At 61.5% G+C, this 21312-nt stretch carries 19 protein-coding genes; 8 read left to right on the plus strand and 11 right to left on the minus strand.

Annotated features, from left to right (window positions below; genetic code table 11):
* Positions 1-42 precede the first annotated feature (42 nt).
* The 5 genes from ACILRC_RS04570 to ACILRC_RS04590 all read right to left on the minus strand — a co-directional run bounded on the left by ACILRC_RS04570 (position 43) and on the right by ACILRC_RS04590 (position 6271).
* Complete coding sequence (locus tag ACILRC_RS04570; protein ID WP_395668170.1) at positions 43-1605, minus strand: methyl-accepting chemotaxis protein; 1563 nt, start codon at positions 1603-1605, stop codon at positions 43-45.
* 121 nt (positions 1606-1726) lie between these two features.
* Positions 1727-3658 carry a PhoX family protein gene (locus ACILRC_RS04575; protein ID WP_395668171.1) on the minus strand — a complete coding sequence of 644 codons (1932 nt, stop codon included), beginning with the start codon at positions 3656-3658 and terminating at the stop codon, positions 1727-1729.
* 105 nt (positions 3659-3763) lie between these two features.
* Positions 3764-4474, minus strand: coding sequence for a FecR domain-containing protein (locus ACILRC_RS04580; protein ID WP_395668172.1), 711 nt, complete (start codon positions 4472-4474; stop codon positions 3764-3766).
* Positions 4443-5261, minus strand: coding sequence for a BPSS1780 family membrane protein (locus ACILRC_RS04585; protein ID WP_395668173.1), 819 nt, complete (start codon positions 5259-5261; stop codon positions 4443-4445). The genes ACILRC_RS04580 and ACILRC_RS04585 overlap by 32 nt, the downstream gene beginning before the upstream one ends.
* Positions 5258-6271, minus strand: a complete 1014-nt coding sequence (locus ACILRC_RS04590) for a homoserine kinase (protein WP_395668174.1) — start codon at positions 6269-6271, stop codon at positions 5258-5260. Before ACILRC_RS04590 ends, ACILRC_RS04585 begins: the two co-directional genes overlap by 4 nt.
* Before the next feature lie 55 nt (positions 6272-6326).
* On the opposite strand from ACILRC_RS04590, the gene polA reads away from it, so the two are divergent.
* Positions 6327-9140: a DNA polymerase I gene (polA, locus tag ACILRC_RS04595; protein ID WP_395668175.1), complete on the plus strand. Its 2814-nt coding sequence runs from the start codon at positions 6327-6329 to the stop codon at positions 9138-9140.
* A gap of 134 nt (positions 9141-9274) precedes the next feature.
* Positions 9275-10111: a ZIP family metal transporter gene (locus ACILRC_RS04600; protein WP_395668176.1), complete on the plus strand. Its 837-nt coding sequence runs from the start codon at positions 9275-9277 to the stop codon at positions 10109-10111.
* Between the two features lie 85 nt (positions 10112-10196).
* Here the strand turns inward: ACILRC_RS04600 and ACILRC_RS04605 are convergent, their stop codons facing one another.
* The 3 genes from ACILRC_RS04605 to ACILRC_RS04615 are packed head-to-tail and all read right to left on the minus strand — an operon-like array spanning position 10197 to position 13172.
* Positions 10197-11063, minus strand: coding sequence for a sulfurtransferase (locus ACILRC_RS04605; RefSeq protein ID WP_395668177.1), 867 nt, complete (start codon positions 11061-11063; stop codon positions 10197-10199).
* A 58-nt stretch (positions 11064-11121) separates the two neighbouring features.
* A complete protein-coding gene (locus tag ACILRC_RS04610) occupies positions 11122-12009 on the minus strand; it encodes a DMT family transporter (RefSeq protein ID WP_395668178.1) in 888 nt (295 codons plus the stop codon).
* Positions 12009-13172, minus strand: coding sequence for an aromatic ring-hydroxylating dioxygenase subunit alpha (locus tag ACILRC_RS04615; protein ID WP_395668179.1), 1164 nt, complete (start codon positions 13170-13172; stop codon positions 12009-12011). Before ACILRC_RS04615 ends, ACILRC_RS04610 begins: the two co-directional genes overlap by 1 nt.
* A gap of 159 nt (positions 13173-13331) precedes the next feature.
* On the opposite strand from ACILRC_RS04615, the gene xseB reads away from it, so the two are divergent.
* From xseB to ACILRC_RS04635, 4 genes are read left to right on the plus strand one after another with little or no spacing between them, the layout of a single operon-like run.
* Entirely contained in the window at positions 13332-13592 is a 261-nt protein-coding gene (gene xseB, locus ACILRC_RS04620) for an exodeoxyribonuclease VII small subunit (protein ID WP_395668180.1), read from the plus strand.
* The gene (locus tag ACILRC_RS04625; RefSeq protein ID WP_395668244.1) at positions 13592-14536 is read left to right on the plus strand and encodes a polyprenyl synthetase family protein; all 945 of its coding nucleotides are present in this window, start codon (positions 13592-13594) and stop codon (positions 14534-14536) included. Before xseB ends, ACILRC_RS04625 begins: the two co-directional genes overlap by 1 nt.
* A 37-nt stretch (positions 14537-14573) precedes the next feature.
* Complete coding sequence (gene dxs, locus ACILRC_RS04630; RefSeq protein WP_395668181.1) at positions 14574-16454, plus strand: 1-deoxy-D-xylulose-5-phosphate synthase; 1881 nt, start codon at positions 14574-14576, stop codon at positions 16452-16454.
* 24 nt (positions 16455-16478) lie between these two features.
* A complete protein-coding gene (locus tag ACILRC_RS04635; RefSeq protein WP_395668182.1) occupies positions 16479-16802 on the plus strand; it encodes a type II toxin-antitoxin system YoeB family toxin in 324 nt (107 codons plus the stop codon).
* A gap of 19 nt (positions 16803-16821) precedes the next feature.
* Here ACILRC_RS04635 and ACILRC_RS04640 read toward each other — a convergent pair whose 3' ends face one another.
* The 3 genes from ACILRC_RS04640 to ACILRC_RS04650 form a co-directional block, all read right to left on the minus strand.
* Complete coding sequence (locus ACILRC_RS04640; protein ID WP_395668183.1) at positions 16822-17406, minus strand: hypothetical protein; 585 nt, start codon at positions 17404-17406, stop codon at positions 16822-16824.
* Between the two features lie 324 nt (positions 17407-17730).
* Positions 17731-18588, minus strand: a complete 858-nt coding sequence (locus ACILRC_RS04645; RefSeq protein WP_395668184.1) for a hypothetical protein — start codon at positions 18586-18588, stop codon at positions 17731-17733.
* Positions 18589-18700: 112 nt separating this feature from the next.
* Entirely contained in the window at positions 18701-19222 is a 522-nt protein-coding gene (locus ACILRC_RS04650) for a hypothetical protein (RefSeq protein WP_395668185.1), read from the minus strand.
* A 320-nt stretch (positions 19223-19542) separates the two neighbouring features.
* Between ACILRC_RS04650 and ACILRC_RS04655 the strand changes: the two genes are divergently transcribed.
* Complete coding sequence (locus ACILRC_RS04655) at positions 19543-19980, plus strand: GNAT family N-acetyltransferase (RefSeq protein ID WP_395668186.1); 438 nt, start codon at positions 19543-19545, stop codon at positions 19978-19980.
* Between the two features lie 93 nt (positions 19981-20073).
* A complete protein-coding gene (locus ACILRC_RS04660) occupies positions 20074-21294 on the plus strand; it encodes a M24 family metallopeptidase (RefSeq protein ID WP_395668187.1) in 1221 nt (406 codons plus the stop codon).
* Positions 21295-21312 lie beyond the last annotated feature (18 nt).

The raw sequence follows: 21312 nt of genomic DNA on the forward strand, positions 1-21312 counted from the left end.
CTTGCCAGTGGCAGCGCTTGCCCGCCGCGCCAAGTTCGGACACTACGGAAGTTGGAACACTTGAACCGAGCGCGCCAGCGTGGCTGCGCTGCCGTTGAGTTCGTTGGACGAGGCCGCCGACTCTTCCACCAAGGCCGCGTTTTGCTGGGTGACTGCATCGAGTTGGGTCACCGCCTCGTTGACCTGGGCGATGCCGGTGGCCTGCTCTTTGGTGGCGCTGGTGATGAGTTGGATGAGCTCGCTGACCTCACGGACCGTGACGACCACCCGGTCAATGGTTTGGGTCGCTGTGTGCATCTGCTGCGTGCCCGAGGCGATGTGATTGGCAGATTCGGCAATGAGTTCGCGGATCTCCTTGGCCGCCACCGCGCTGCGCTGGGCCAGGGCGCGCACCTCGGAGGCCACCACCGCAAAGCCCCGGCCTTGCTCACCGGCGCGCGCTGCCTCGACTGCGGCGTTCAGTGCGAGTATGTTGGTCTGGAACGCAATACCCTCGATCACCCCAATGATTTCGCGCACCTTACTGGATGACACATCGATCGCCCGCATGGCCTCGCCCACTTTGTGGACGGCCGAGCCACCGTCGTTGACGATGTCGTTGCTCTCGGTGCTTTTCTCGGCGACCTGCGCCGCGGTGTCAGCGGTTTGGCGTACGGTGCTGGCGAGCTGCTCCATGGACGCCGCAGTCTCTTCCAAGCTGCTGGCCTGTGACTCGGTGCGGGCTGACAAGTCCAGGCCGCCTGAGGCGATCTCCGCCGCCGAGCGGGTGAAGCTGCTGATCTCTTGGCGTACATCGCCCACCACTGCCTGCAAATTGACCTGGATTTGGCGCAGGCTCTTGAGCAGTGGTCCTAACGGCGGCGGGTAGTTTGTTTGTACGCTGGAGCCCAGATTGCAGCCCGCTAGCGCGTCCGCAAACCCCTGCGCCTGGGTGAGGGCACCGACCACCCGCGATTGAAACCAGACCAGCACCGCACCCGCGCCTACCAGCAATGCCACCAGTTGCACCACCGCGTCGGTGACCGATGTCTGGCCCAATGCAAGCGGCGGCGCCATGCCCAGCAAAATCATGCCGCCCAGGGCCAGGCCCAGGCGCGTTCCCAGGGCCATGCGTGCCCAACGCCCCGCGAGGCCACGCAGTCCGCGGTAGTGCACCTCGCCACCCTGCAACTCAAAGGGGCACTTGGCACCGTCGGTGCTGGCGCGCATTTGGGCGTACAGCGCTTCGGCGGTGGCAACGTCTTGGCGGCTGGGCTTGATGCGCACCGACATATAGCCTGTAGGTTTGCCGTTTTTCAAGGTCGGTGTGACATTGGCTTGAACCCAGTAGTGGTCACCGTTCTTGCGGCGGTTTTTCACCATGCCCGTCCAGGGGTGGCCGCGGCCGATGGTGGCCCACATGTCTTTGTAGGCCTGCGGCGGCATGTCGGGGTGGCGCACCAGGTTGTGGTTTTGTCCGATCAGCTCGTCGTAGGTGAAGCCGCTGACCTCGACAAACGCGTGGTTGCAGTGGGTGATGACGCCTTTGGTGTCAGTCATGGACACCAGCATCTTGTCTGCAGGGTAGTCGTACTCGTGTTGCGTAATTGGCAAGTTGGTGCGCATATCAACCCCTATGTCGTTATGGACATTCTAGGCTTGGCCGCAGGGAAAAAATGCACAAAAAAAGGCAAAAAAAAGACCACGCCAAGGCGTGGTCTTCTGAGGCTGAACTATCTGGCTTTGCTTAGGTGCCGATGACGCCGCCGTCCTTCTTGCGAATCACCACCGTGGCCGAGCGGGGGCGGCCGCCGGGCTTTTTGTCAGGCCAGTTGGAGATGGCACCGGGCGCCTTGGGATCGCTGCGCTCGGTGGGGCTCTCGCCGGGGTGCTGCACGTTGATGAACATGGTTTTGCCGTCAGGCGTGCCGGTGGCGCCGGTGATTTCGCCTCCGGACGGGCCGGTCAGGAAGCGGCGAATTTCGCCGGTGCGTGGATCGGCAGCCAGCATCATGTTGTTGCCCAGGTTCTTGAGGTCGCCCTTGCCCATGGCCGAGGTGGACATGTCAGTCTGAATCCACAGCACGCCACGTGCGTCGGTCCACAGGCCGTCCGGGCAGGCAAACATGTCGCCCTTGACGTTGCCCTTCGCGTCGGCGCGCTCCAAGCTGGGGTCACCGGCCAACACAAAGTGGTTCCACACGAAAGTGGTGCCGTTGAAGTCGCCATCTTCCTTCCAGCGGATGATGTTGCCCATGGTGTTGTTGGCGCGGGGATTGGCAGCGTCCACTGCGGGCTGCTTGTCGCCACCGCGGTTGCTGTTGTTGGTCAGGGTGGTGTAGACCCAGCCTTGCTTGTCCACGTCGATCCACTCGGGGCGGTCCATTTTGGTGGCGCCCAACAGGTCGCTGGCCTGGCGCGACTTGATCAGGACTTCACCCTGGTCGGCAAAGCCGTTGGCAGCGGTCAGCGGGCCTTGGCCGTGGGTCAGGGCAATCCACTGGCCTTTGCCGTCGGAGTTGAACTTGGCCACAAACAAGGTGCCATGGTCGAGCAGGGTGGCGTTGGCGGTGGCGCCACCTGGTTTCATGGTGTCGCGGCTGACGAACTTGTAGATGTACTCAAAGCGGGCGTCTTCGCCCATGTACACCACGGCGCGGCCGTCTTTGGTCATGGCAACCGTCGCACCCTCGTGGGCGCCGCGGCCCAAGGCGGTGCGCTTGGCGGGGGTGGAGCTGGGGTTGAAGGGGTCGATTTCAACGATCCATCCAAAGCGGTTTGGCTCGTTGGGGTTTTTGACCGCGTCAAAGCGCGCATCATGCTCGTGCCAGCGGTAGCCGCCGGCGCCGCCCTTGCGCAGGCCCCAGCGCTTCTCATGGTCGCTCGGGGTGTCGCCACCGCTGAAGTAGTTGATGAAGTTTTCTTCCGCCGTCAGGTAGGTGCCCCAGGGGGTAATGCCGCTGGCGCAGTTGTTGAGCGTGCCCAACACACGGCGGCCGGCTTTGTCAGCGGCGGTTTGCATCAGGGGGTGACCGGCTGCTGGGCCGGTCACTTCGCACGGGGTGTTGGCGGTGATGCGACGTGCCCAGGGGGAGGGCTTGACCACTTCCCACTTGCCGCCTTTGTCTTCGATTTCCAGCACCGACACGCCATGGGCTGCTTGGGCCTTGCGCACTTTCTCAAGTGTCCAGGTGGCCATGCCGTCGGTGAACAGCAAGCCTTCGTCAGTGTATTCGTGGTTGATCACCAGCAGGCCGCTCTTGGAGCCGTCTTGCGAGAAAAAGTGCATGCCGTCGTGGTGCATGCCAATCTGGGTTTCTTGCTGGGCGGCGGTGTTGCTGCCGTCGTCCTTGAAGGCGTGGTTTTCGCCAGACAGGCCGGCCGGGTCACCCCAGGGCGCAAGCACTTGTGCGGTGTAGCCTTCTGGCACGACGATCATGTCGGCAGTTGACACAGGAACGCTCTTGAAGCCCAGCAGCGGGCCGCCCGACATGCCATTGGATGCGCAAGCTGTCAGTGCTGCCGCACCGCCCACAGCGCTCAAGGGAGCCAGCAAGCCACTGGTCAGGGCGCCCAGACTGCCGCGCAGCACCGTGCGGCGTGAGGGTCCGGATACGTCATGAATGCTGGGGTTGGAGGAGCGGTTGCTGTCCTCCATCTTGGAGAAGTCTTTTGCCATGAGTGCCTCTGCGGTACGGTTGGTTGCGTTCAACGGTTGTTCAACGTCGGAACGGTTTTTACCGCCGCGGTGTGTCAGAAATGTGACAACCACATGGCAAAGGTCCTAATAACCGGAATGGCTGCCGTTGCCCTTGCGCCCGCTAATCTGCCAGGCGGTGCGTTGCCCCACCAGTTGGGCCAGGAATTCGAGCTCTTCGTCGGTGTGGTTGACCGCTGGTGCGCGACGCAGCGCTGCGCCAGCGGGGGCGCTGGGGTCGACCCAGAAGGCGTCGTGGTACTCGGCCTGGCTGAGCTTGGTGCTTGCGCCGACCGACAGGTTCACCGTACCGTAGCAAGTGCAAAAGTACTCGCGTCCATCCTTTTCAGGCAGCACCTCGGTGTACACCCCGGTGCCGCGGATGCCAGCAGTCACCGTTGGAGTAAGCACCTTGCGCTCGGAGCCCCGGCCCCACACGCTGGCCACCGCGCCAGTGACCAAGCGCAAAACACCCACCGCATCGGGGGTGCTGCCGCGTTCGGTGGAAAGTTTGGTGTTCTGGCGGACCAAGATCGACGAGTTGCCCAATACCACCACCATGCTGCTTTTGGGGCCAGTGGCCACGGTGTCGCCAACTTGAATAATTTGGCCTGGCAGCAGCCGGGTGCCGTTGACCATTGCGTCGCCCTCCACACGGACGATGTTGCTGCGGCCCTGCGCCAAGGCTGCGCCATACCCGCCCAAAGCCGTCCATGCTGCTGCGGCTTGCAAAAACTGACGCCGCTTGAACCAGCCGAGTTCGTCTTCAGTGCGGCCCTGCAGGGTGTGCTGGCCCATCGTTGTCTCCTTCTGTGATCTCGAAACTTCCCAGGTAGCTGAAGTAAATCGAGGTAACGAACATGCTAGCCATCAGCATCGCGGTAGTAAGCATCAAAGCAGACGCCCAATCCGGGTTGCCGAAAATGAGCGCTATCACTGAGATGACCATACCCATGCCCATTAACACCGCCAGCCACACCGCCAGCCACGCCACGCCGTAGACCAAGTAAGCACCCAGGTTGCGCAGGCAGGCCACCAGGCTGAAAAACAGACTTTTGAGTGGACTCACGCCGTGCCAAAACACCAATGCGGGCGCGTGCCAGAACATCAGCGAAAGCGGCAGGTACAGCGCCATGGCCAGGATCAGCGCCACATCAAAGTTTGGATCTTGCAAACTCTCCATGGAGAGCACTTCGCCCAGCAGGTACAAGCGGGCAAACCTGCCGCCGTCTACCAGAGAGCATATGCCCAGCACCAGCAAGAATCCGAGCGCATACAGAAGACCGAGCAGGAGCATGGCGCGCAGCTTTTCTGGCCCTGCCCGAAACCCACTCAGGATGACCAGGGGCATCGGGAACTTGCCTGCGTGGGCCTGCTCGGTGGCAGCCATCAGGCCCAATGTGGCGCCGGGCAGTATCACCAACGCCAGCACACTGCCAAAGAAGGGGACCAAGCTGCGCACAGAAATGACCGCCATGAAGATAAAGAACAGACCCGCAAGGGCCAGGGGCTGGCGGAAAAAGGTTTTCATTCCGGTGGTGGCCCAGACCCAGCCTGCACTGGCAGGCGCTATGCGAAGTTTCATGCGGTGGCGCGTTCAAGTTGGTCCGTGCTTGCCAGCACAGACAAGGACAAGGGGTGCGCGATGCGCTGACGCAGCACCCGCTCGAAGTGGTTCGGGTCGTGCGCCTTGAGCATGCTGGCCTCGCGCGGCAAGTGCAAGTCCCACAGCCGTGACAACCAAAACCGCAACGCGGCCCCCCGGGCCAGCGCCGGTAGCAGTTGGCGCTCAGGTGCCTGCAGCGGCCGCACCGATTCGTAGGCTGACAGCAGCGCCTTGCACCGCGCCACATCTGCCGCGCCGCACGTCAGGTCAGTGCACCAATCGTTAAGGCACACCGCGATGTCGTACAGCCAGGTGTCCACGCCTGCAAAGTAAAAATCAAAAAAACCCGTGAGCCGGGGGCTGCCATCGTCCGAGGGTTGCGTGTCGAACATGGCGTTGTCGCGGAACAGGTCGCCGTGGATGGGGCCGCGTGGCAAAGCGCGGTACGCTGCTTGCGCGGCGACATGGTTTTGGTAGGCCAGTTCGCTGCGCATCAGGTTGGCTTGGGGCGCATCCAAGAAACCCAACACCGCAGGCGCCGTCTCGTTCCACCACGACAGGCCGCGCAAGTTAGGTTGGTCCATGGGGAAGTCCCGTCCGGCCAAGTGCATGCGCGCCAGCATGGCGCCGACCTGTGTGCAGTGCCCGGCTGTCGGTGCGAGTTCACTGCGGCCCGCCAAAAGATTGACCACCGCCGCCGGCTTGCCCCGCAGTTCGTGAACCACATCGCCATCGGCATTGGCGGCGGGGTCGGGCACCGGAATACCGTGCACCGCCAAGTGCTTCATCAGCCGCAAGTAAAACGGCAACTGGTCTGCACTTAAGCGTTCGAACAGCGTCAAAACATAGGGGGCTTGGTCGGTGGTGGCGAAGTAGTTGGTGTTTTCAATACCACCAGCGCAGCCCTGCAGCGTGTGCAGGGTTCCAAGGTTGAGCGAGAGCAAAAATGCTTTGGCTTCGTCAAACGGGACTTCTGTGTAAACCGCCATTCGCGAATTGTAGGCTCGCCCAACTGCCCCATCGGGCACAGGCAAAATGGGCTGTATGCAAGAACCCCGAAAAACCCTTTTGTTGATTGACGGCTCCAGTTACCTGTACCGCGCGTTCTTCGCCGGCGGCGACAGCATGAGCGTGAACTTGCCCGACGGCACAGTGCAAAAGACCGGGGCGATCCGCATCCTCATCAACATGCTCAGCAGCCTGCGCAAAGAGGTGCACGCCGAATACGTGGCCTGTGTGTTTGACGCCAAAGGACCGACCTTTCGCGATGCGATCTACCCCGAGTACAAGGCCCAGCGTGCACCCATGCCAGACGACTTGCGCTCCCAAATTGCCCCCATCCACGAGGTGGTGCGTTTGCTGGGCTGGCCGGTGCTCGATGTGCCTGGCGTCGAGGCCGATGACGTGATTGGCACCTTGGCCATCGCGGCGGCGGCCCAGGGCGTGGAGGTGGTGGTGAGCAGTGGCGACAAAGACCTGGCGCAGTTGGTCAACCCGCACATCACGATCATCGACACCATGAACGGCAAGCGCCGCGACCAAGCCGGGGTGGAGGCGGAGTTTGGTGTGCCAGCCCATTTGATGATCGACTACCAAACCTTGGTGGGCGATGCGGTGGACAACGTGCCCGGTGTCCACAAGGTGGGACCCAAGACCGCTGCCAAGTGGCTGCAGGAGTACGGCTCTTTGGAGAACCTGCTGGCGCACCAAGACGATATCAAGGGCGCTGCAGGCGATAACCTGCGCAAGGCGCTGGACTGGCTGCCCACGGCGCGCACCCTGCTCACCATCAAGACCGATTGCGATCTGCAAGACTATGTGCCCGACTTGCCCCAGTTGGAAGCTCTTCGCGTGCGGGAGCCATCGGTAGACGCCTTGCGGGCGTTTTACGAAAAGTACGGCTTCAAGGGCTTGGCCAAGTCCTTGGCTACTGCGGGCGAGGGTGCCACCGCAGCCTACCCCAGCAGAGCAGCCATCCAGCCGCGCACCGATACCCAAAACCCGGGCCTGTTTGATGCCCCTGTGCAATCCGTTCCCCTGCGGCCCCGTGATAGCGACACCCGCTACACCACGGTGCTCAGCTGGGACCTGCTGGAGCATTGGCTGGAACGCGTGCAGGCCGCCGAGTTGACCGCGCTGGACACCGAAACGACTTCGTTGGACGAAATGCGGGCCGAAATCGTAGGCATCAGCGTCAGCGTTGCGGCGGGCGAGGCGGCCTACATTCCGCTGGCCCACGATTACCCCGGCGCACCGGAGCAGCTGCCGCGCGAGGCGGTGCTGGCACGATTGAAGCCCTGGCTGGAGAACCCGCAGGCACACAAGCTGGGCCAGCATGTGAAGTACGACCGCCATGTGTTTGCCAACCACGGCATCGAGGTGCAGGGCTATGCCCACGACACCATGCTGCAAAGCTATGTGCTGGAAGTGCATAAGCCCCATGGCCTGACCAGCCTGGCCGAGCGGCACCTGGGCCGCAGCGGCATCACTTTCGAGGACCTGTGCGGAAAAGGCGTGAACCAGCTCACCATGAACCAGGTGGAGATTGACAAGGCCTCGGACTACGCCTGCGAGGATGCCGAGCAAACCCTGGCCGTGCACCAAGTTCTGTGGCCACAGCTCACGCAAGACGACAAACTGCGCTTTGTGTACGAACTGGAGATCGCCAGCAGCGAGGCGCTGTACCGCATGGAGCGCCACGGCGTGCTGATCGACGCGCCCACCTTGGCCGCGCAAAGTCAGGCCTTGGGCCAGCGCATCGTGCAACTCGAGACCGAAGCGCATGAACTCGCTGGACAGATATTCAACCTCAGCAGCCCCAAGCAAATTGGCGACATCTTCTTCACCAAACTCGGATTGCCGGTGGTCAAGAAGACCGCCACCGGCGCGCCTAGCACCGATGAAGAGGTGCTGGAAAAACTGGCCGAGGATTTCCCGCTGCCTGCCAAGATTTTGGAGCACCGTGGGCTTGCCAAACTCAAGGGCACCTACACCGACAAGCTGGCGCAGCTGGCGCTGCCCCGCACCGGTCGGGTCCACACCCATTACGCGCAGGCGGTAGCAGTCACCGGTCGGCTCTCGAGCAACGATCCCAATTTGCAGAACATTCCGATTCGTACGCCCGAGGGCCGCCGGGTGCGCGAGGCCTTTGTCGCCCCGCCAGGCTCGATGATCGCCAGTGCCGACTACAGTCAAATTGAGCTGCGCATCATGGCGCACATCAGCGGCGATGTGGCCCTGCTGCGGGCCTTCACCGAGGGGCTGGATGTGCACCGTGCCACCGCGGCCGAGGTGTTTGGCGTGGGACTGGACCAAGTCAGCAACGAGCAGCGCCGCTATGCCAAGGTGATCAACTTTGGCCTGATCTATGGCATGAGCGCGTTTGGTCTGGCCCGCAACCTGGGCATCGATAACACGGCGGCGAAAAACTACATCACCCGTTACTTTGAGCGCTACCCCGGCGTGAAGGACTACATGGACCGCACCCGCCAGGAGGCCAAGGAGCGGGGCTATGTGCAAACTGTGTTTGGCCGGCGCCTGTACCTGCCGGAGATCAACTCACCCAATGGCCCGCGCAAAGCCGGCGCCGAGCGCGCCGCCATCAACGCGCCCATGCAAGGTACTGCCGCCGACCTGATCAAGCTGAGCATGGTGAAGGTGCAGCAGGTGCTCGATGCAGAGCAGCGCGCCACCAAAATGATCATGCAGGTGCACGACGAATTGGTGTTCGAGGTGCCGGAAAGCGAGGTCGACTGGCTGCGCACCGAAGTGCCTCGTTTGATGGCTGGTGTGGCCGAACTGAAAGTGCCCCTGCTTGCAGAAGTGGGCGTTGGCCTCAATTGGGATTTGGCGCACTGACGATGCCGTGCGCGATTTACTTGAACTTTGTTTATGCCATCTGACTGCACCGCTGCGACCGTTTGCTCGCAGCAAGTTCGTTTTTTGCTGCCCGAGCTTCTGCCTGCTGCGGCACTGCCCTTGAGGACCCGGGTATGACCCTGCTTGCGATCGTCCTGGGCACGTTGACTGCTGGCATTGGCAGCGTCTGGCTGGCAGCCTTGCTGAGTTTTGGCGTATTGGCACGCTTTACCCAGCACATGCTCAGCTTGGCAGCGGGCGCGCTGCTGGCCACGGCATTCATGCATTTGCTGCCGGAGGCGTTCGAGAGCCAGTCCAGCGCACACGACCTCTTCCTGGCGCTGCTGGTGGGTTTGGTGTTCTTCTTCCTGCTAGACAAAGCCGAGCTGTGGCACCACGGGCACGAGCACGGACACGGACACGGACACGGCACACACCACCATGGCATGCACGGTGACGGCGCGCACCACCACCACGCTCTAAGTGCCGCTGATGCCAAGCCTCCAGCCAACCCATTGGCGGGCGGCAGTTGGGCGGTGTTGGCAGGCGACAGCGTGCACTGCTTTGGCGACGGCATCTTGATTGCCTCTGCTTTCATGGCCGACATGCGCTTGGGACTGATTGCCTCACTGGCGGTGCTGGCCCACGAGGTTCCGCATCACATGGGCGACTTGGTGGTGTTGCAGGCTGGCCCCCGCAACCGGCGTACTGCCTTGGTCAAAGTGTCCATGGCGGGTGCAGTGACCGCGCTGGGTGGTTTGATCGGTTACTGGCTGGTAGAGCAACTCAGCGACTATTTGCCCTTCTTTTTGGTGGTGGCCTCCAGCAGCTTTGTCTACGTGGCGCTGGCCGACTTGATCCCCCAACTGCAGAGGCGCTTGACCGCCCGCGAGACCGCGGCGCAGATCGGCTGGCTGCTGGTCGGAATCGCGCTGGTAACGGTCGTGAGCGGCTTGGCCCACGCACATTGAGCCGTGCGGCCAAGCGGTCAGGGTGAACCCTGTGCTTTAGCGAGCGAGGTGCGCCGCTTCAAGAGCGGCACGGCTGCACGGCTTATCAGCCCTGAGCAACCGGGCGGCTGGGGTCGCTGCACCAGTCGCTCCAGCTCCCGGCGTACAGCGCGCTAGGGCCGAAGCCCGCAATCTCCATGGCCAAAATGTTGGGCACGGCGCTGACACCGCTGCCGCAGTGGTGCACCACCTCTGCCGGGGAGCGTTGTCCTAGCAGCGCGGTGAACTCTGCGCGCAGCTCTGCCGCAGATTTAAACAGGCCATTGGGTCCCAAGTTCTGGGCAAATGGACGGTTCAAGGCGCCGGGAATGTGGCCTGCCACCGGGTCGATCGGTTCCATCTCGCCACGAAACCGGGGTGCCGCGCGGGCGTCCACCACCGTCTGGCCGGGCTGGCCCAAGCGACGCTGCACCGCCACCGCATCCACCAGCGTGACCAGCGCAGGCTGCAGCACAAATTGCCCTGGCATGCGAGGCGCCGGTGTGCCACTTTCGGTAGCCCCGCCGATGGCCTGCCACGCTTGCAAGCCACCATCGAGCACGGCTACTTGCGCATGGCCAGCCCACTTGAGCATCCACCACAGACGGCCGCAGTAGTTGGCGCCTTGGCGGTCGTAGACCACGGCTTGCAAGCCGTTGCCAAAGCCGCAGCTGGCGAGCCACGCGGCAAAGGTCTCGCGGGCTGGCAGCGGGTGGCGTCCGCCGGACTGGGCGCCGGTGGCAGCGGGGTCGCCCTTGGCGCTCAGTGCGGTGTCCAAGTGGGCGAATACCGCGCCAGCGATGTGCACTTCTTGGTACATGGCCGGTCCAAGCTGGGGCTGCATCAGGTCGGAGCTGCAGTCGAACACCATGCAGGGCAGTTGGCTGGCAAGCAGTGCCTGCAGTTGGGTGGCGGAGATCAAGGTGGTGTACATGGCAGGACGCTCCTAAGGGTGGTGGTTTGGCCGTTTGGCTGGTGGGCGCACGCCGGGTTCAATGCGCCTCGGCGGGCGTATTGGGTAGCGCTCGGGCGCGCAGCACGGTGGCTGCGATGCCACTGGCCACGATGGTGGCAATGCCCAGCAGTCCCACGGGGTCGATGTCGTCCCCAAACAGGACTAGGCTGTACACCACCGCAAACACGATGCCCGAGTACTGCATGCTGGCCACCACCAAGGTGGCGCCTTTGCGGTAGGCGCGCGTCATGCACCACTGGCCCATGGAGGCCAGCACGCCGATGGGCACCACCCAGGCCGCGTCTTGCCAGCGGACCTGGCTCCACGGCGTGATGCCGGTAATGCCAATGCCGACCACACCGATCAGCGCGGATCCAACCGAAAAGTAAAACACGGTGCGCTCGTCGGGCTCCCCCGCGCGGCCCAGCGCCGTGACTTGCATATAGGCCAGCGCCGCACTCATGCCCGAGAGCAGCCCAACGATGCCGGCAAACATCTGGTTGGCGTCCAGCGTGGGGCGCAAGGTAAGCACCACGCCGACAAAACCGAGCACCACGGTCAGCAGCAAGGGGCCTTGTTTCTCAGATCGCCCGTACAGCAGCGCACCGCCCACGATGAAGGCCGCAACCCAGATCCCGCTCATGTAGTTCAGCGTCATCGCTGTGGCCAGCGGGAGGTGGGCAATGGCGTAGAACCACGATCCGAGTGACAGCACCCCGATGGCGCTTCGGGTCAGGTGCATACCGGGCACCGGTGTGCGCCACGGGGTGCCGCGCGCGCGCATGATGATCGCCATGAAAACGATGCTCACCAGGCCCCGGTAGAAGACCAGCTCAAAGGTGTGAAAGCTCTGTGATGCGTACTTGATGCCTACGGCCATCGTCGCAAAAAAGAACGAGGCCCACACCATCCAGAGCGCTTGCATCAGTACCCCCGCGCCATCTGGTGTCGGTACCAGCGGTGGAAGTGCTGCATGCCGTCTTCCATCGGGCTTTGGTAGGGCCCCACTTCGTTATCACCGCGTGCGCGCAAAGCGGCCCGACCCGCGTCCATGCGCTGTGCTATTTCGTCGTCTTCGGCGCAGGTTTCCATGTACGCCGCTTGCTGGGCTTCGACGAACTCACGCTCAAACGCGGCGATTTCTTCGGGGTAGAAAAACTCCACCATATTCATGGTTTGGTCGATGCCCATCGGGTACAGCGTGGAGACGGTCAGCACATGCGGGTACCACTCCACCATGGTGTGCGGGTAGTAGGTGAGCCAGATGGCGCCTTGCTGGGGCGGCGCACCGTTGCGGTAGCGCAGCAGCGCCTCGTGCCAGCGCTCGTACACCGGGCTGCCTGCTTTGCCCAGGCGGTTGGCCACGCCCACCGTTTGCACCGAATAGTTATCTTGAAATTCCCATCGAAGGTCGTCGCACTGCACGAATTGGCCCAGGCCCGGGTGAAACGGGCCGACGTGGTAATCCTCCAAGTACACCTCGATGAAAGTCTTCCAGTTGTAGTTGCAGATGTGCATTTCGACCCGGTCGAGCACGTAGCCACCGAAGTCCAACTCGGCCCGGGGGCCAAGTTGCGCCAGGTCGTCGGCCACGCTGCGCCCGGCCTCGAACAGCAGGCCATTCCACTCTTGCAGCGGGTAATTGGCAAGGTCCAGGCAGGGGTCGCTGGCAAAGTGGGGAGCGCCTAGCAGGGTACCGCTGCGGCTGCCTGCCGTGCCGCTGTGTGCGCCGCTGTAGGTCCAGCGGTGCAAGGGGCAGACGATGTGGCCACTGGCGCTGTGCGCCGTGTTGCCTGGCCCGGCGTGCAGCAGCGATCCGCGACCGTTCAGAATGACCGCTTGCCGGTGGCGGCACACGTTGGAGATTAGCTCGATGCCGCCCGCATTGCGCACCAGCACACGACCGCCTTGTTCCTGGGGCAGTACATGGTAGTCCCCCAGCCGAGGCACGCTCGTCGTGTGGCCCACGTAGCGTGGGCGGCTCTGAAACAGGGTTTGCATTTCCTGCGCGTATACCGCTGGGTCGCCGTAGCTATCCACGGGCAATTGGTCCAGGTGGGCAGCGAGCGCGGGAGGTGAATCGGACATAGGTGGGCTTGCCAGAAGACGGTTTCCAAGGGGGGCGGGCATCCCGAAAAGCAGGGGCGGTGGCGGGGTCGCGGATTTTACCTGCGCCCTGTGCGTCGACCTGCGCAGGCTAGGCCCTACAATGAAACTCGACTTTTTCGACCCTATCCAGACCCCGTTATGCAACAGGAATCAGCCCTTTCTGGCCAGTCCGAGGCCGACCCACAGGACGCGCTGCCGGCCAGCTACGAGGCTGCCATCAGCGAGCTCGACCAGCTGGTGGTGCGCATGGAGTCCGGTGGTCTGCCACTGGACGAGTTGTTGTCGGGCTACCAGCGCGGCGCGGTGCTGCTGCAGTTCTGCCAAGAGCGGCTGCGCACCATTGAAGACCAAATCAAGGTGTTGGACGACGGAGTACTCAAGACGTGGAAGCCGCAGTGATGGGCTCGGATGTGCCTTTCGACAGGTGGATGCAGCAGCGACTGGCGCAGGTTGAGGAGGCCTTGGGGCAGTGGGTGGCGGTATCGCATACCAACGCATCCTCGCACGCGGCCCCTGCCGAATTGGTCCGGGCCATGCGCTACGCGGTGCTCGACGGCGGCAAACGCTTGCGTCCACTTCTGGTGCTGGCTGCCTACGAGGCGGCAGCATCAGCGTTGCCTGTCGATACCGCCGTTGAAGGGCAGATGGCGGCACTTCGGGCGGCTTGCGCGGTGGAACTAATCCACGCGTATTCCCTGGTACATGACGACATGCCCTGCATGGACAACGATGTGCTGCGCCGTGGCAAGCCTACTGTGCATGTTCAGTTTGGTGAAGCGGCGGCGCTGCTGGCGGGCGATGCCTTGCAGGCCTTGGCCTTTGAGCTGCTCACGCCGCAAGACGGCTCGGTTGCGCCTGCCACTCAGGCGCGTCTCTGCGCTCTGTTGGCCCGCGCTGCCGGTAGCGCCGGTATGGCCGGTGGGCAGGCGATTGACTTGGCCAGCGTGGGTCAGCCGCTGGATGAACTTGCGCTACGCCAGATGCACCAACAAAAAACCGGCGCACTGCTTTTGGCCAGCGTGGTCATGGGCGCGCAGTGCGGCGGGGCGAATGCGCAGGCCTTGGACGCTTTGCAGACCTATGGCAACGCCTTGGGCCTGGCGTTCCAGGTGGTAGATGACATTCTCGATGTGACGGCCGACTCCGCCACCTTAGGGAAAACTGCCGGCAAGGACGCCCAAAGCAACAAACCCACTTACGTGGCCCTCATGGGTTTGGAGCGCTGCAAGTCGCTTGCCCAGACCCTGCTGGAGGAGTCCCTGCAGGCGCTCAACCGCAGTGGCTTGCCCCAGACGCTGGCGCTGCGCCAACTGGCCGACATGGTGGTGTGCCGGACCCGCTAGTGCGGCATGACCTTAGATTTTGAAGACCGAGAACGCGATGCCCAACACGCTCTATCCCTTGCTGGAAACCATCAACAGCCCCTCCGATTTGCGACGGCTCTCGCGCAACCAACTGCCTGCGCTGGCGGAGCAGTTGCGTGCGTTCTTGCTGGACTCAGTGTCCAAAACCGGTGGGCACCTGAGTTCCAACTTGGGAACGGTTGAACTCACGGTGGCCCTGCATTACGTGTTCAACACGCCGCACGACCGTCTGGTGTGGGATGTGGGCCACCAAACCTACCCGCACAAGATACTGACCGGCCGGCGCGACCGAATGGGCACGCTGCGCCAGCTGGGCGGGCTCAGCGGCTTTCCACAGCGCACCGAAAGCGAGTTCGATACCTTTGGCACCGCCCACTCCAGCACTTCGATCTCGGCCGCACTGGGGATGGCCCAGGGTGCCAAGATTCGCGGTGAATCGCGCCATGCGGTGGCCATCATTGGCGACGGCGCGCTCACTGCGGGGATGGCCTTTGAAGCGCTCAACAATGGCGGGATCGCTGATTGCAATTTGCTGGTGGTACTCAACGACAACGACATGAGCATCAGCCCGCCGGTGGGCGCGCTCAACCGCTACCTGGCCCAGCTCATGAGCGGGCACTTTTACTCCGCCGCAAAAAATGTAGGCAAGACGGTGCTCAAGGGCGCGCCACCTTTGTTTGAGTTGGCCAAGCGACTTGAAGAGCAGGCCAAGGGCTTGGTGGTGCCAGCCACCTTGTTCGAGAAGTTCGGCTTTAACTACATCGGCCCGATCAATGGCCACGATCTTGAATCGCTGCTGCCGACGTTGGAGAACATCCGCCAGCTCAAGGGGCCGCAGTTCTTGCATGTGGTCACCAAAAAAGGCCAAGGCTACAAGAATGCCGAGGCCGATCCGGTCGCCTACCATGGCCCCGGCAAGTTCGACCCCCAGGTGGGTTTGCAAAAGCCGCTGGTCGCGCCCAAGACCACCTTCACCCAGGTGTTTGGACAGTGGCTGTGCGACATGGCGGCAGCCGACCCAAGGCTGGTCGGCATCACCCCCGCGATGCGCGAAGGCTCTGGGCTGGTCGAGTTCGAAAAGCGCTTTCCCGAGCGCTACTTTGATGTCGGCATTGCCGAACAGCACGCAGTGACATTTGCCGCCGGATTGGCCACCGAAGGGCTCAAGCCAGTGGTGGCGATCTACTCCACGTTTTTGCAGCGCGCCTACGACCAGTTGATTCACGACGTAGCTATTCAGAACCTGCCGGTGGTGTTTGCCCTGGACCGCGCCGGTTTGGTCGGCGCCGATGGAGCCACCCATGCCGGCGCCTACGACATTGCGTTTCTGCGCTGCATCCCGAATGTGAGCGTGGCTTGCCCTGCCGACGAAAACGAATGCCGCCAACTGCTCAGCACGGCGTTCGCCCAGAACCACCCGGTGGCCGTGCGCTATCCGCGCGGCGCGGGCACGGGGGTTGCCACTACGCCCGATTTGAACGTTCTCCCCTTCGGCAAGGGCGAAGTGCGTCTGCAGGGCAGCGGTGTCGCCATTTTTGCCTTTGGCACCTTGCTGTACCCGGCGCTGGAAACCGCCACCGCATTGGGCATCACCGTGGTCAATATGCGCTGGGCCAAGCCGCTGGACACCGAGTTACTCCTGCAAGTGGCCCAGACGCACGCCGCCTTGGTGACGCTGGAGGATGGCGCCAACATGGGCGGCGCAGGCAGTGCGGTGTGCGAGGCACTCAACGCCGCAGGTGTGGTCAAGCCCGTGTTGCAACTGGGCTTGAGCGACACCTTTATTGAACATGGCGACCCAGCCAAATTGATGGCAATGCAGGGCTTGGATGCGTCGGGTATCCAGGCGTCGATCGAAAAGCGGTTTGGTGACTTGCTGCGCGCGGCACGGGGCTAAGCGCCTGAGGCGCACTGACCTCATTTGGGGTCCACCCACCCACTTGCGCGATGGCTTAGATTTGGCCAACTTCAAAAGCATGGTGGAAACCATGTACCCGCGGGCCACGCCTGCCAACGCGTCCCCTGTGGCGGCATTGGAAAGCCCTGGTCCTTGGTGGGCCGTTTGACCAGCTATGGCTCTCGGCGCATCGCGACAACCCACCGTCAGGCCTATGCCGTGTCCTCAGTAGATGTCTATCTGTTCTTGGTTTCTGGGCTTCGCCGCTTCACGCAAACCCCAGAAACATCCTCACAGGTAAGCGCATTTTGCCTGCGTCCCCCCCAACTAAGTCAACAGCCAAAGTGAAGGGTTGGGTCGCACAGAGTCAGTTCAGGATCCGCAGACTTTCAGCGCCCACGCTAAATGTCGCAGCGGCCTGGCGGATCTTTTCTTCCGTCTCTGCTTCGCTAAGTACACCTTGCTCTTTCAGATACTCAAATTTTCTCTTCTCGCTGTCGAAATTGCTCTCCAGGTCGATCTCACCGTAAAGAGCTCGTAGCTGCGATTTACGGCGTTCCATTAGCTCCTTTAGCACACGGTCGTGTGTCTTGCCGTCTTGAATGACCCATACATTGCCGCCATCGAACCCAAGAACTGTGTACTTCACTCGAGTAAAACGGTAGATGGCTAAGCATGCCAATCCGAGTACCAACCAAAAGCCTCTTCCAGCTGCGCTTCCTCCGGCGGCAATGGCCGTTCCGATGTCGAAGACGCCTATGCCACACCAGATATAGCCAACGTTTCTCCACCAACTGTTATCCTCAATTTTGGTAGAGGTCTTCAGTGGCAGGTTGACGTAAGCGACATCAATGTCGCCGGAGCCGGACTTATCCCTGTATGCGAAGTTCAAGAACTTCTCTTTGAACTCGAATGTGTGCACATTCGAGAGCCGCTTTTGTTCAATCTTCATGATGTGATGCGAGTTTGTTGGATGTGAAGTATGGCGGGTTTTTGGCGTCAAAAAAAGAAGGGGACTTCTTGGTGCTGAACTCAATCTTCCGTTGAGGTCCGGTATCACACCACCTGCGCCGAAGGTGGATGCTGCAGTTTGAAATGTGCCATCTGGTCGGTTAAACACGACGCTCCAAACTCCGCTCTGCATTTGTCCCACCGCAGAGTGGGTTGGACCATACCGCTCAACGCGTAAATCACCGTCGCATCCATGTGCATCGCAAGAGTGCTCCCATTCCTTCGATTGAGGGGGAGTCCAAATACCCCATGCTCAATTGATCGGTCAATCGACGAACTCCACTTCATAAACCGAGACGGTTGCAGGTGAAAAGTCGATTGCGCGGGGATTGGTTGGTATCTGGCTCGCGAAAAAGACCAGCCAAACCTTTTTCGCTGTTGTCTTTTCGACGGGGACCCCGTCAATGAAACTGACAGCGTAAGCTGAACTTCGGACTGTTGTGGCGAAATTTGAAAAGTTTGATCCGCTTGTTATCACCCGCGAGCTGCCACCAAACTGGTCAATGACTTGTTGGAGACTTCGCGATCCTCCCTTTCCCGTGGAACGGCTATTGGAAACCAATAGTTCACTGGCCTTCACGATCTCAAGTGGCGACTTGTCAACGCATAGATTTTGCAGATCGCAAGCTATCCCGGTCCCTGGTGCCAAAAAGACGAACTTGGTGAGGCCGTCAGGCGGCCGCGTGTAGGCAGCAAAAACGGAAGGATTCGCATTGTGCAAGCCAAGTTCCAAGGTAAATGGTTTTCGCTTTGTCTTGATGGAACGTACAGGAGGAGGTGACGCTTCAACCAGCCGCATGAAGTTGCGCCGGACAACACTATTGGTAGCTGGATCTGGAGCACACTCCGCCCTGGCTGAAAGCCCGCTCAGGTCGATGGCAATATCCTTCTTCTGGTCGGACTCGGATTGCACTTTCACCGAGGCTTTCGCAAAGCAACTGCACATTGCGTGGAGTGGACGGGTGGCAGCCTCCAATCCGGTGCGAACGTCGGCGGGGATGCTTTCGGAACCAATGCCAGTCATCGTGCTGTAGTCAGCAACGGCCCTCTGGACTAGACCTTGAACGCAGCCAGCCTCAAGAGTACGACTGAAAAAATCTTGTAGGTCGTTGTCGTCTGCCAATGCAGTACCAGCCAACCAAAGTAGCGGAAGAATGAGCCTCTGTTTCGTTAAGGTAAGCATGGTCTAGAAAAATTGACCTATGGAGGCACCACGGCCAGCCCCTCCATCGCCCTTACTGCGGAGAAAACACCAACAGCATCGGATGGATGGTCAGTATCTCGATACTTGGCGTACCGGTTCTGTACTCTGCTTCGTCACGGCGCGCTTTGGTCAATACCGTCAAGGGGGTGAGGCCGAGTGCGTTGGACATGGGCCGAGTCGCAGTGATGCGCTTGAAAGTCGCGACTTTGCCTTGCGTTGCTTTCGCATCTAGGAGAAACGGCCAGAAGTTTCGGAAAGCTAGTATCTGCACCGGGCATCTGCCAAGCTCTTGGCACAGCTGTTCAATCTCGCGCGAGTGTTTGCCAAACAGCATCGAAAGCGTGTTGGCATCGGGTCGGATATCCATGTAGCTCCCGCTGAGCAGCACATCTTCCATCGGGTACCCCGCTCCACCCATGCCACTGGACGTGATGGCGAAGCGCTTGCTTGCAAGGTACAAGACATCGCTGACATCTCGCACGTTGCCGATGCTGGGTTTACAAGCTTCCGAGGACACCTCGATTTGAAAGGGTGCGCTGCGTAGCGAATACATGGGCGTCGCACCCATAAGCTGGGGCCGAATCTCAATGCCGTTTTGCAATATCTTGACCGTGCAGTTTGCGGTGGTTGCGGTCGTTGAAGCCGGTTCGGGGCGACTTGGACTGGCAGCCTTTTCGGTGGTGGTGCAAGCGCTCAAGCTTGCTATGCACGCCAAGCCTGCGGCGAGTATGCGATGCCTCGCGGTGTTTATCATCGTCGATCCCCTCGGTGTCTTTTGTTGTGCATACCGAATGCAGGCGGCTGATGGTGCTGCCCCGCTTCGCTTCGCGTGCCCGCTAGGCCAACTATATTCCTAGAGCCGAATCACCCACCATGACCGACCACCCCAACCCCATCACCATTACCGAAGCGCCGCCCGAGGCAGGGCACGAGATCGAGTCGCAGCTGTTGCGCGACCTGCGCAGCGAGTTACCGCAAGCCACCAACACCGGTTTTGTACTGACCGCCACCGACCCGCACGGCGCGTTGGTAGGGGGCATAGTGGCAGGCACCAGCTACGGGTGGCTGTTGACCAAGTGCCTGTGGGTGGCGCAGGGCCACCGCAACGCGGGTTTGGGGCGGTCCTTGATGGCGCGTGCCGAAGACAAGGGCCGGGCACTGGGCTGCCACGCCGCGTGGTTGGATACCTCCAGCCCGGCTGCGATGGCGTTCTACACCCAACTCGGCTACACACCGTTTGGGCGGCTGGCCAACCACGCCGGCCAGCGTCCCGCCACGCACTGCCGTTGGTTCATGCAGAAGGCGCTGTAGTGCACGCTTAGCGCTGCATGCAAAATCCATATGAGCTAAGCCCCATCATCAAGAAACGCTGGTGTGAGCCCCGTCTTTTTTGGAAGGCGCCCGATGTCTGAAATATCCATCAATGACCTGTCTTTGCGCGGTCTGAATAACGAGCTGCTTGCGAGTCGGCAGCGGCGTCTTCGCGCGGTCATGCGCAGCCGGGGCGTAGCCGCCGTGTTGACGGCAGACCCGATCAACATCCTCTACGGCTGCGGTGTTCGCAACATGACCGTTTTTGGAATGATGGGCCCTTCCAGGTTCTTGCTGTTGTTTGCGCAGGGCCCCTCCATACTGTTCGAGTTCGCTGGTTCTGAGCACCTTGCAAATGCGCATCCCACTGTGGATGAAGTGCGGCCAGCGCCCGGCATCACAGCGAACTCGGGGCCGGGCTATCGCAAAGCAGCGAAAGCGTTTGCCGCTGAAATTGCGCAGGCTTGCAGGACCCACCTGGGGCATCAACTGGGTTGGGGTGCTGCACTGGCGGTCGAGCGGGTTGAGCTTCTTCTGGCAGATAACCTGCGGCTCGAGGGCATCTCCTTGCTGGACGCTACCGAGGTGTTCTTGGAAGCCCGGCGAATCAAGCAAGCCCAGGAGATTGAGGTGTTGCGCGAGGCGGTCCAGCGCGTTGAACATGCGGTTGCTTGTGTGGAGCGGGCCCTTCAAGCCGACAAAACCGAAGTCGAGGTGTGGGCAGCCTTCCATCAGGACTTGATTGCTGGCGGCGGCGAGTACGTGTCAACCCGCTTGCTGCAAAGCGGCCCCAATACCTTCCCGTATTTTCAAGAAGCCGGGGAGCGGGTTGTTTGCGATGGTGACTTGCTGTGCATAGACACCGATGCCATCGGTTATGGCGGTTACGCAGTGGACTTGTCGCGGACATTTCTGTGCGGGGATCAAGAGCCGACAGTAGCCCAGCGCACGCTCTACCGTCGCGCCCATGAGCAGCTGAACCATAACGCCGCACTGCTGCAGCCTGGCCGCAGCTTTGAGGAGTTTGCAAAGCTGGCATGGGTGGTTCCCAAGGAGCATCGGCCCTACGGCTACTACTGCCTGCTTCACGGCCTGGGCCTATGTGGCGAACACCCGTATGTGCCGATTCACCAGGAAGGTGAACCGTATCCCATGCCGGGCACATTTGAGCCAGGCATGGTGGTGTGCATCGAAAGCTACATCGGTGAACCGGCCGCCGCGCAGGGTGTGAAACTTGAGGATCAATTTCTGATTACGTCTAACGGAGCCCAGCGCCTGACCACTTACCCGTTCGACCAACGATTCTTGCGCTAGCTCGGCCCGCCTGGCGAG

Source organism: Rhodoferax sp. (assembly GCF_044236835.1).
Lineage (GTDB): Bacteria > Pseudomonadota > Gammaproteobacteria > Burkholderiales > Burkholderiaceae_C > Allorhodoferax.

Excerpts from the sequence above, each read along its gene's own strand:
- xseB (WP_395668180.1), top strand. The coding sequence starts at position 13,332 with ATGCAACAGGAATCAGCCCTTTCTGGCCAGTCCGAGGCCGACCCACAG.
- ACILRC_RS04575 (WP_395668171.1), bottom strand. The coding sequence starts at position 3,658 with ATGGCAAAAGACTTCTCCAAGATGGAGGACAGCAACCGCTCCTCCAAC.
- ACILRC_RS04590 (WP_395668174.1), bottom strand. The coding sequence starts at position 6,271 with ATGGCGGTTTACACAGAAGTCCCGTTTGACGAAGCCAAAGCATTTTTG.
- dxs (WP_395668181.1), top strand. The coding sequence starts at position 14,574 with ATGCCCAACACGCTCTATCCCTTGCTGGAAACCATCAACAGCCCCTCC.
- ACILRC_RS04605 (WP_395668177.1), bottom strand. The coding sequence starts at position 11,063 with ATGTACACCACCTTGATCTCCGCCACCCAACTGCAGGCACTGCTTGCC.
- ACILRC_RS04570 (WP_395668170.1), bottom strand. The coding sequence starts at position 1,605 with ATGCGCACCAACTTGCCAATTACGCAACACGAGTACGACTACCCTGCA.
- ACILRC_RS04655 (WP_395668186.1), top strand. The coding sequence starts at position 19,543 with ATGACCGACCACCCCAACCCCATCACCATTACCGAAGCGCCGCCCGAG.
- ACILRC_RS04600 (WP_395668176.1), top strand. The coding sequence starts at position 9,275 with ATGACCCTGCTTGCGATCGTCCTGGGCACGTTGACTGCTGGCATTGGC.
- ACILRC_RS04610 (WP_395668178.1), bottom strand. The coding sequence starts at position 12,009 with ATGCAAGCGCTCTGGATGGTGTGGGCCTCGTTCTTTTTTGCGACGATG.
- ACILRC_RS04660 (WP_395668187.1), top strand. The coding sequence starts at position 20,074 with ATGTCTGAAATATCCATCAATGACCTGTCTTTGCGCGGTCTGAATAAC.
- ACILRC_RS04585 (WP_395668173.1), bottom strand. The coding sequence starts at position 5,261 with ATGAAACTTCGCATAGCGCCTGCCAGTGCAGGCTGGGTCTGGGCCACC.
- ACILRC_RS04640 (WP_395668183.1), bottom strand. The coding sequence starts at position 17,406 with ATGAAGATTGAACAAAAGCGGCTCTCGAATGTGCACACATTCGAGTTC.
- ACILRC_RS04650 (WP_395668185.1), bottom strand. The coding sequence starts at position 19,222 with ATGTATTCGCTACGCAGCGCACCCTTTCAAATCGAGGTGTCCTCGGAA.
- ACILRC_RS04615 (WP_395668179.1), bottom strand. The coding sequence starts at position 13,172 with ATGTCCGATTCACCTCCCGCGCTCGCTGCCCACCTGGACCAATTGCCC.
- ACILRC_RS04580 (WP_395668172.1), bottom strand. The coding sequence starts at position 4,474 with ATGGGCCAGCACACCCTGCAGGGCCGCACTGAAGACGAACTCGGCTGG.
- polA (WP_395668175.1), top strand. The coding sequence starts at position 6,327 with ATGCAAGAACCCCGAAAAACCCTTTTGTTGATTGACGGCTCCAGTTAC.
- ACILRC_RS04625 (WP_395668244.1), top strand. The coding sequence starts at position 13,592 with ATGGGCTCGGATGTGCCTTTCGACAGGTGGATGCAGCAGCGACTGGCG.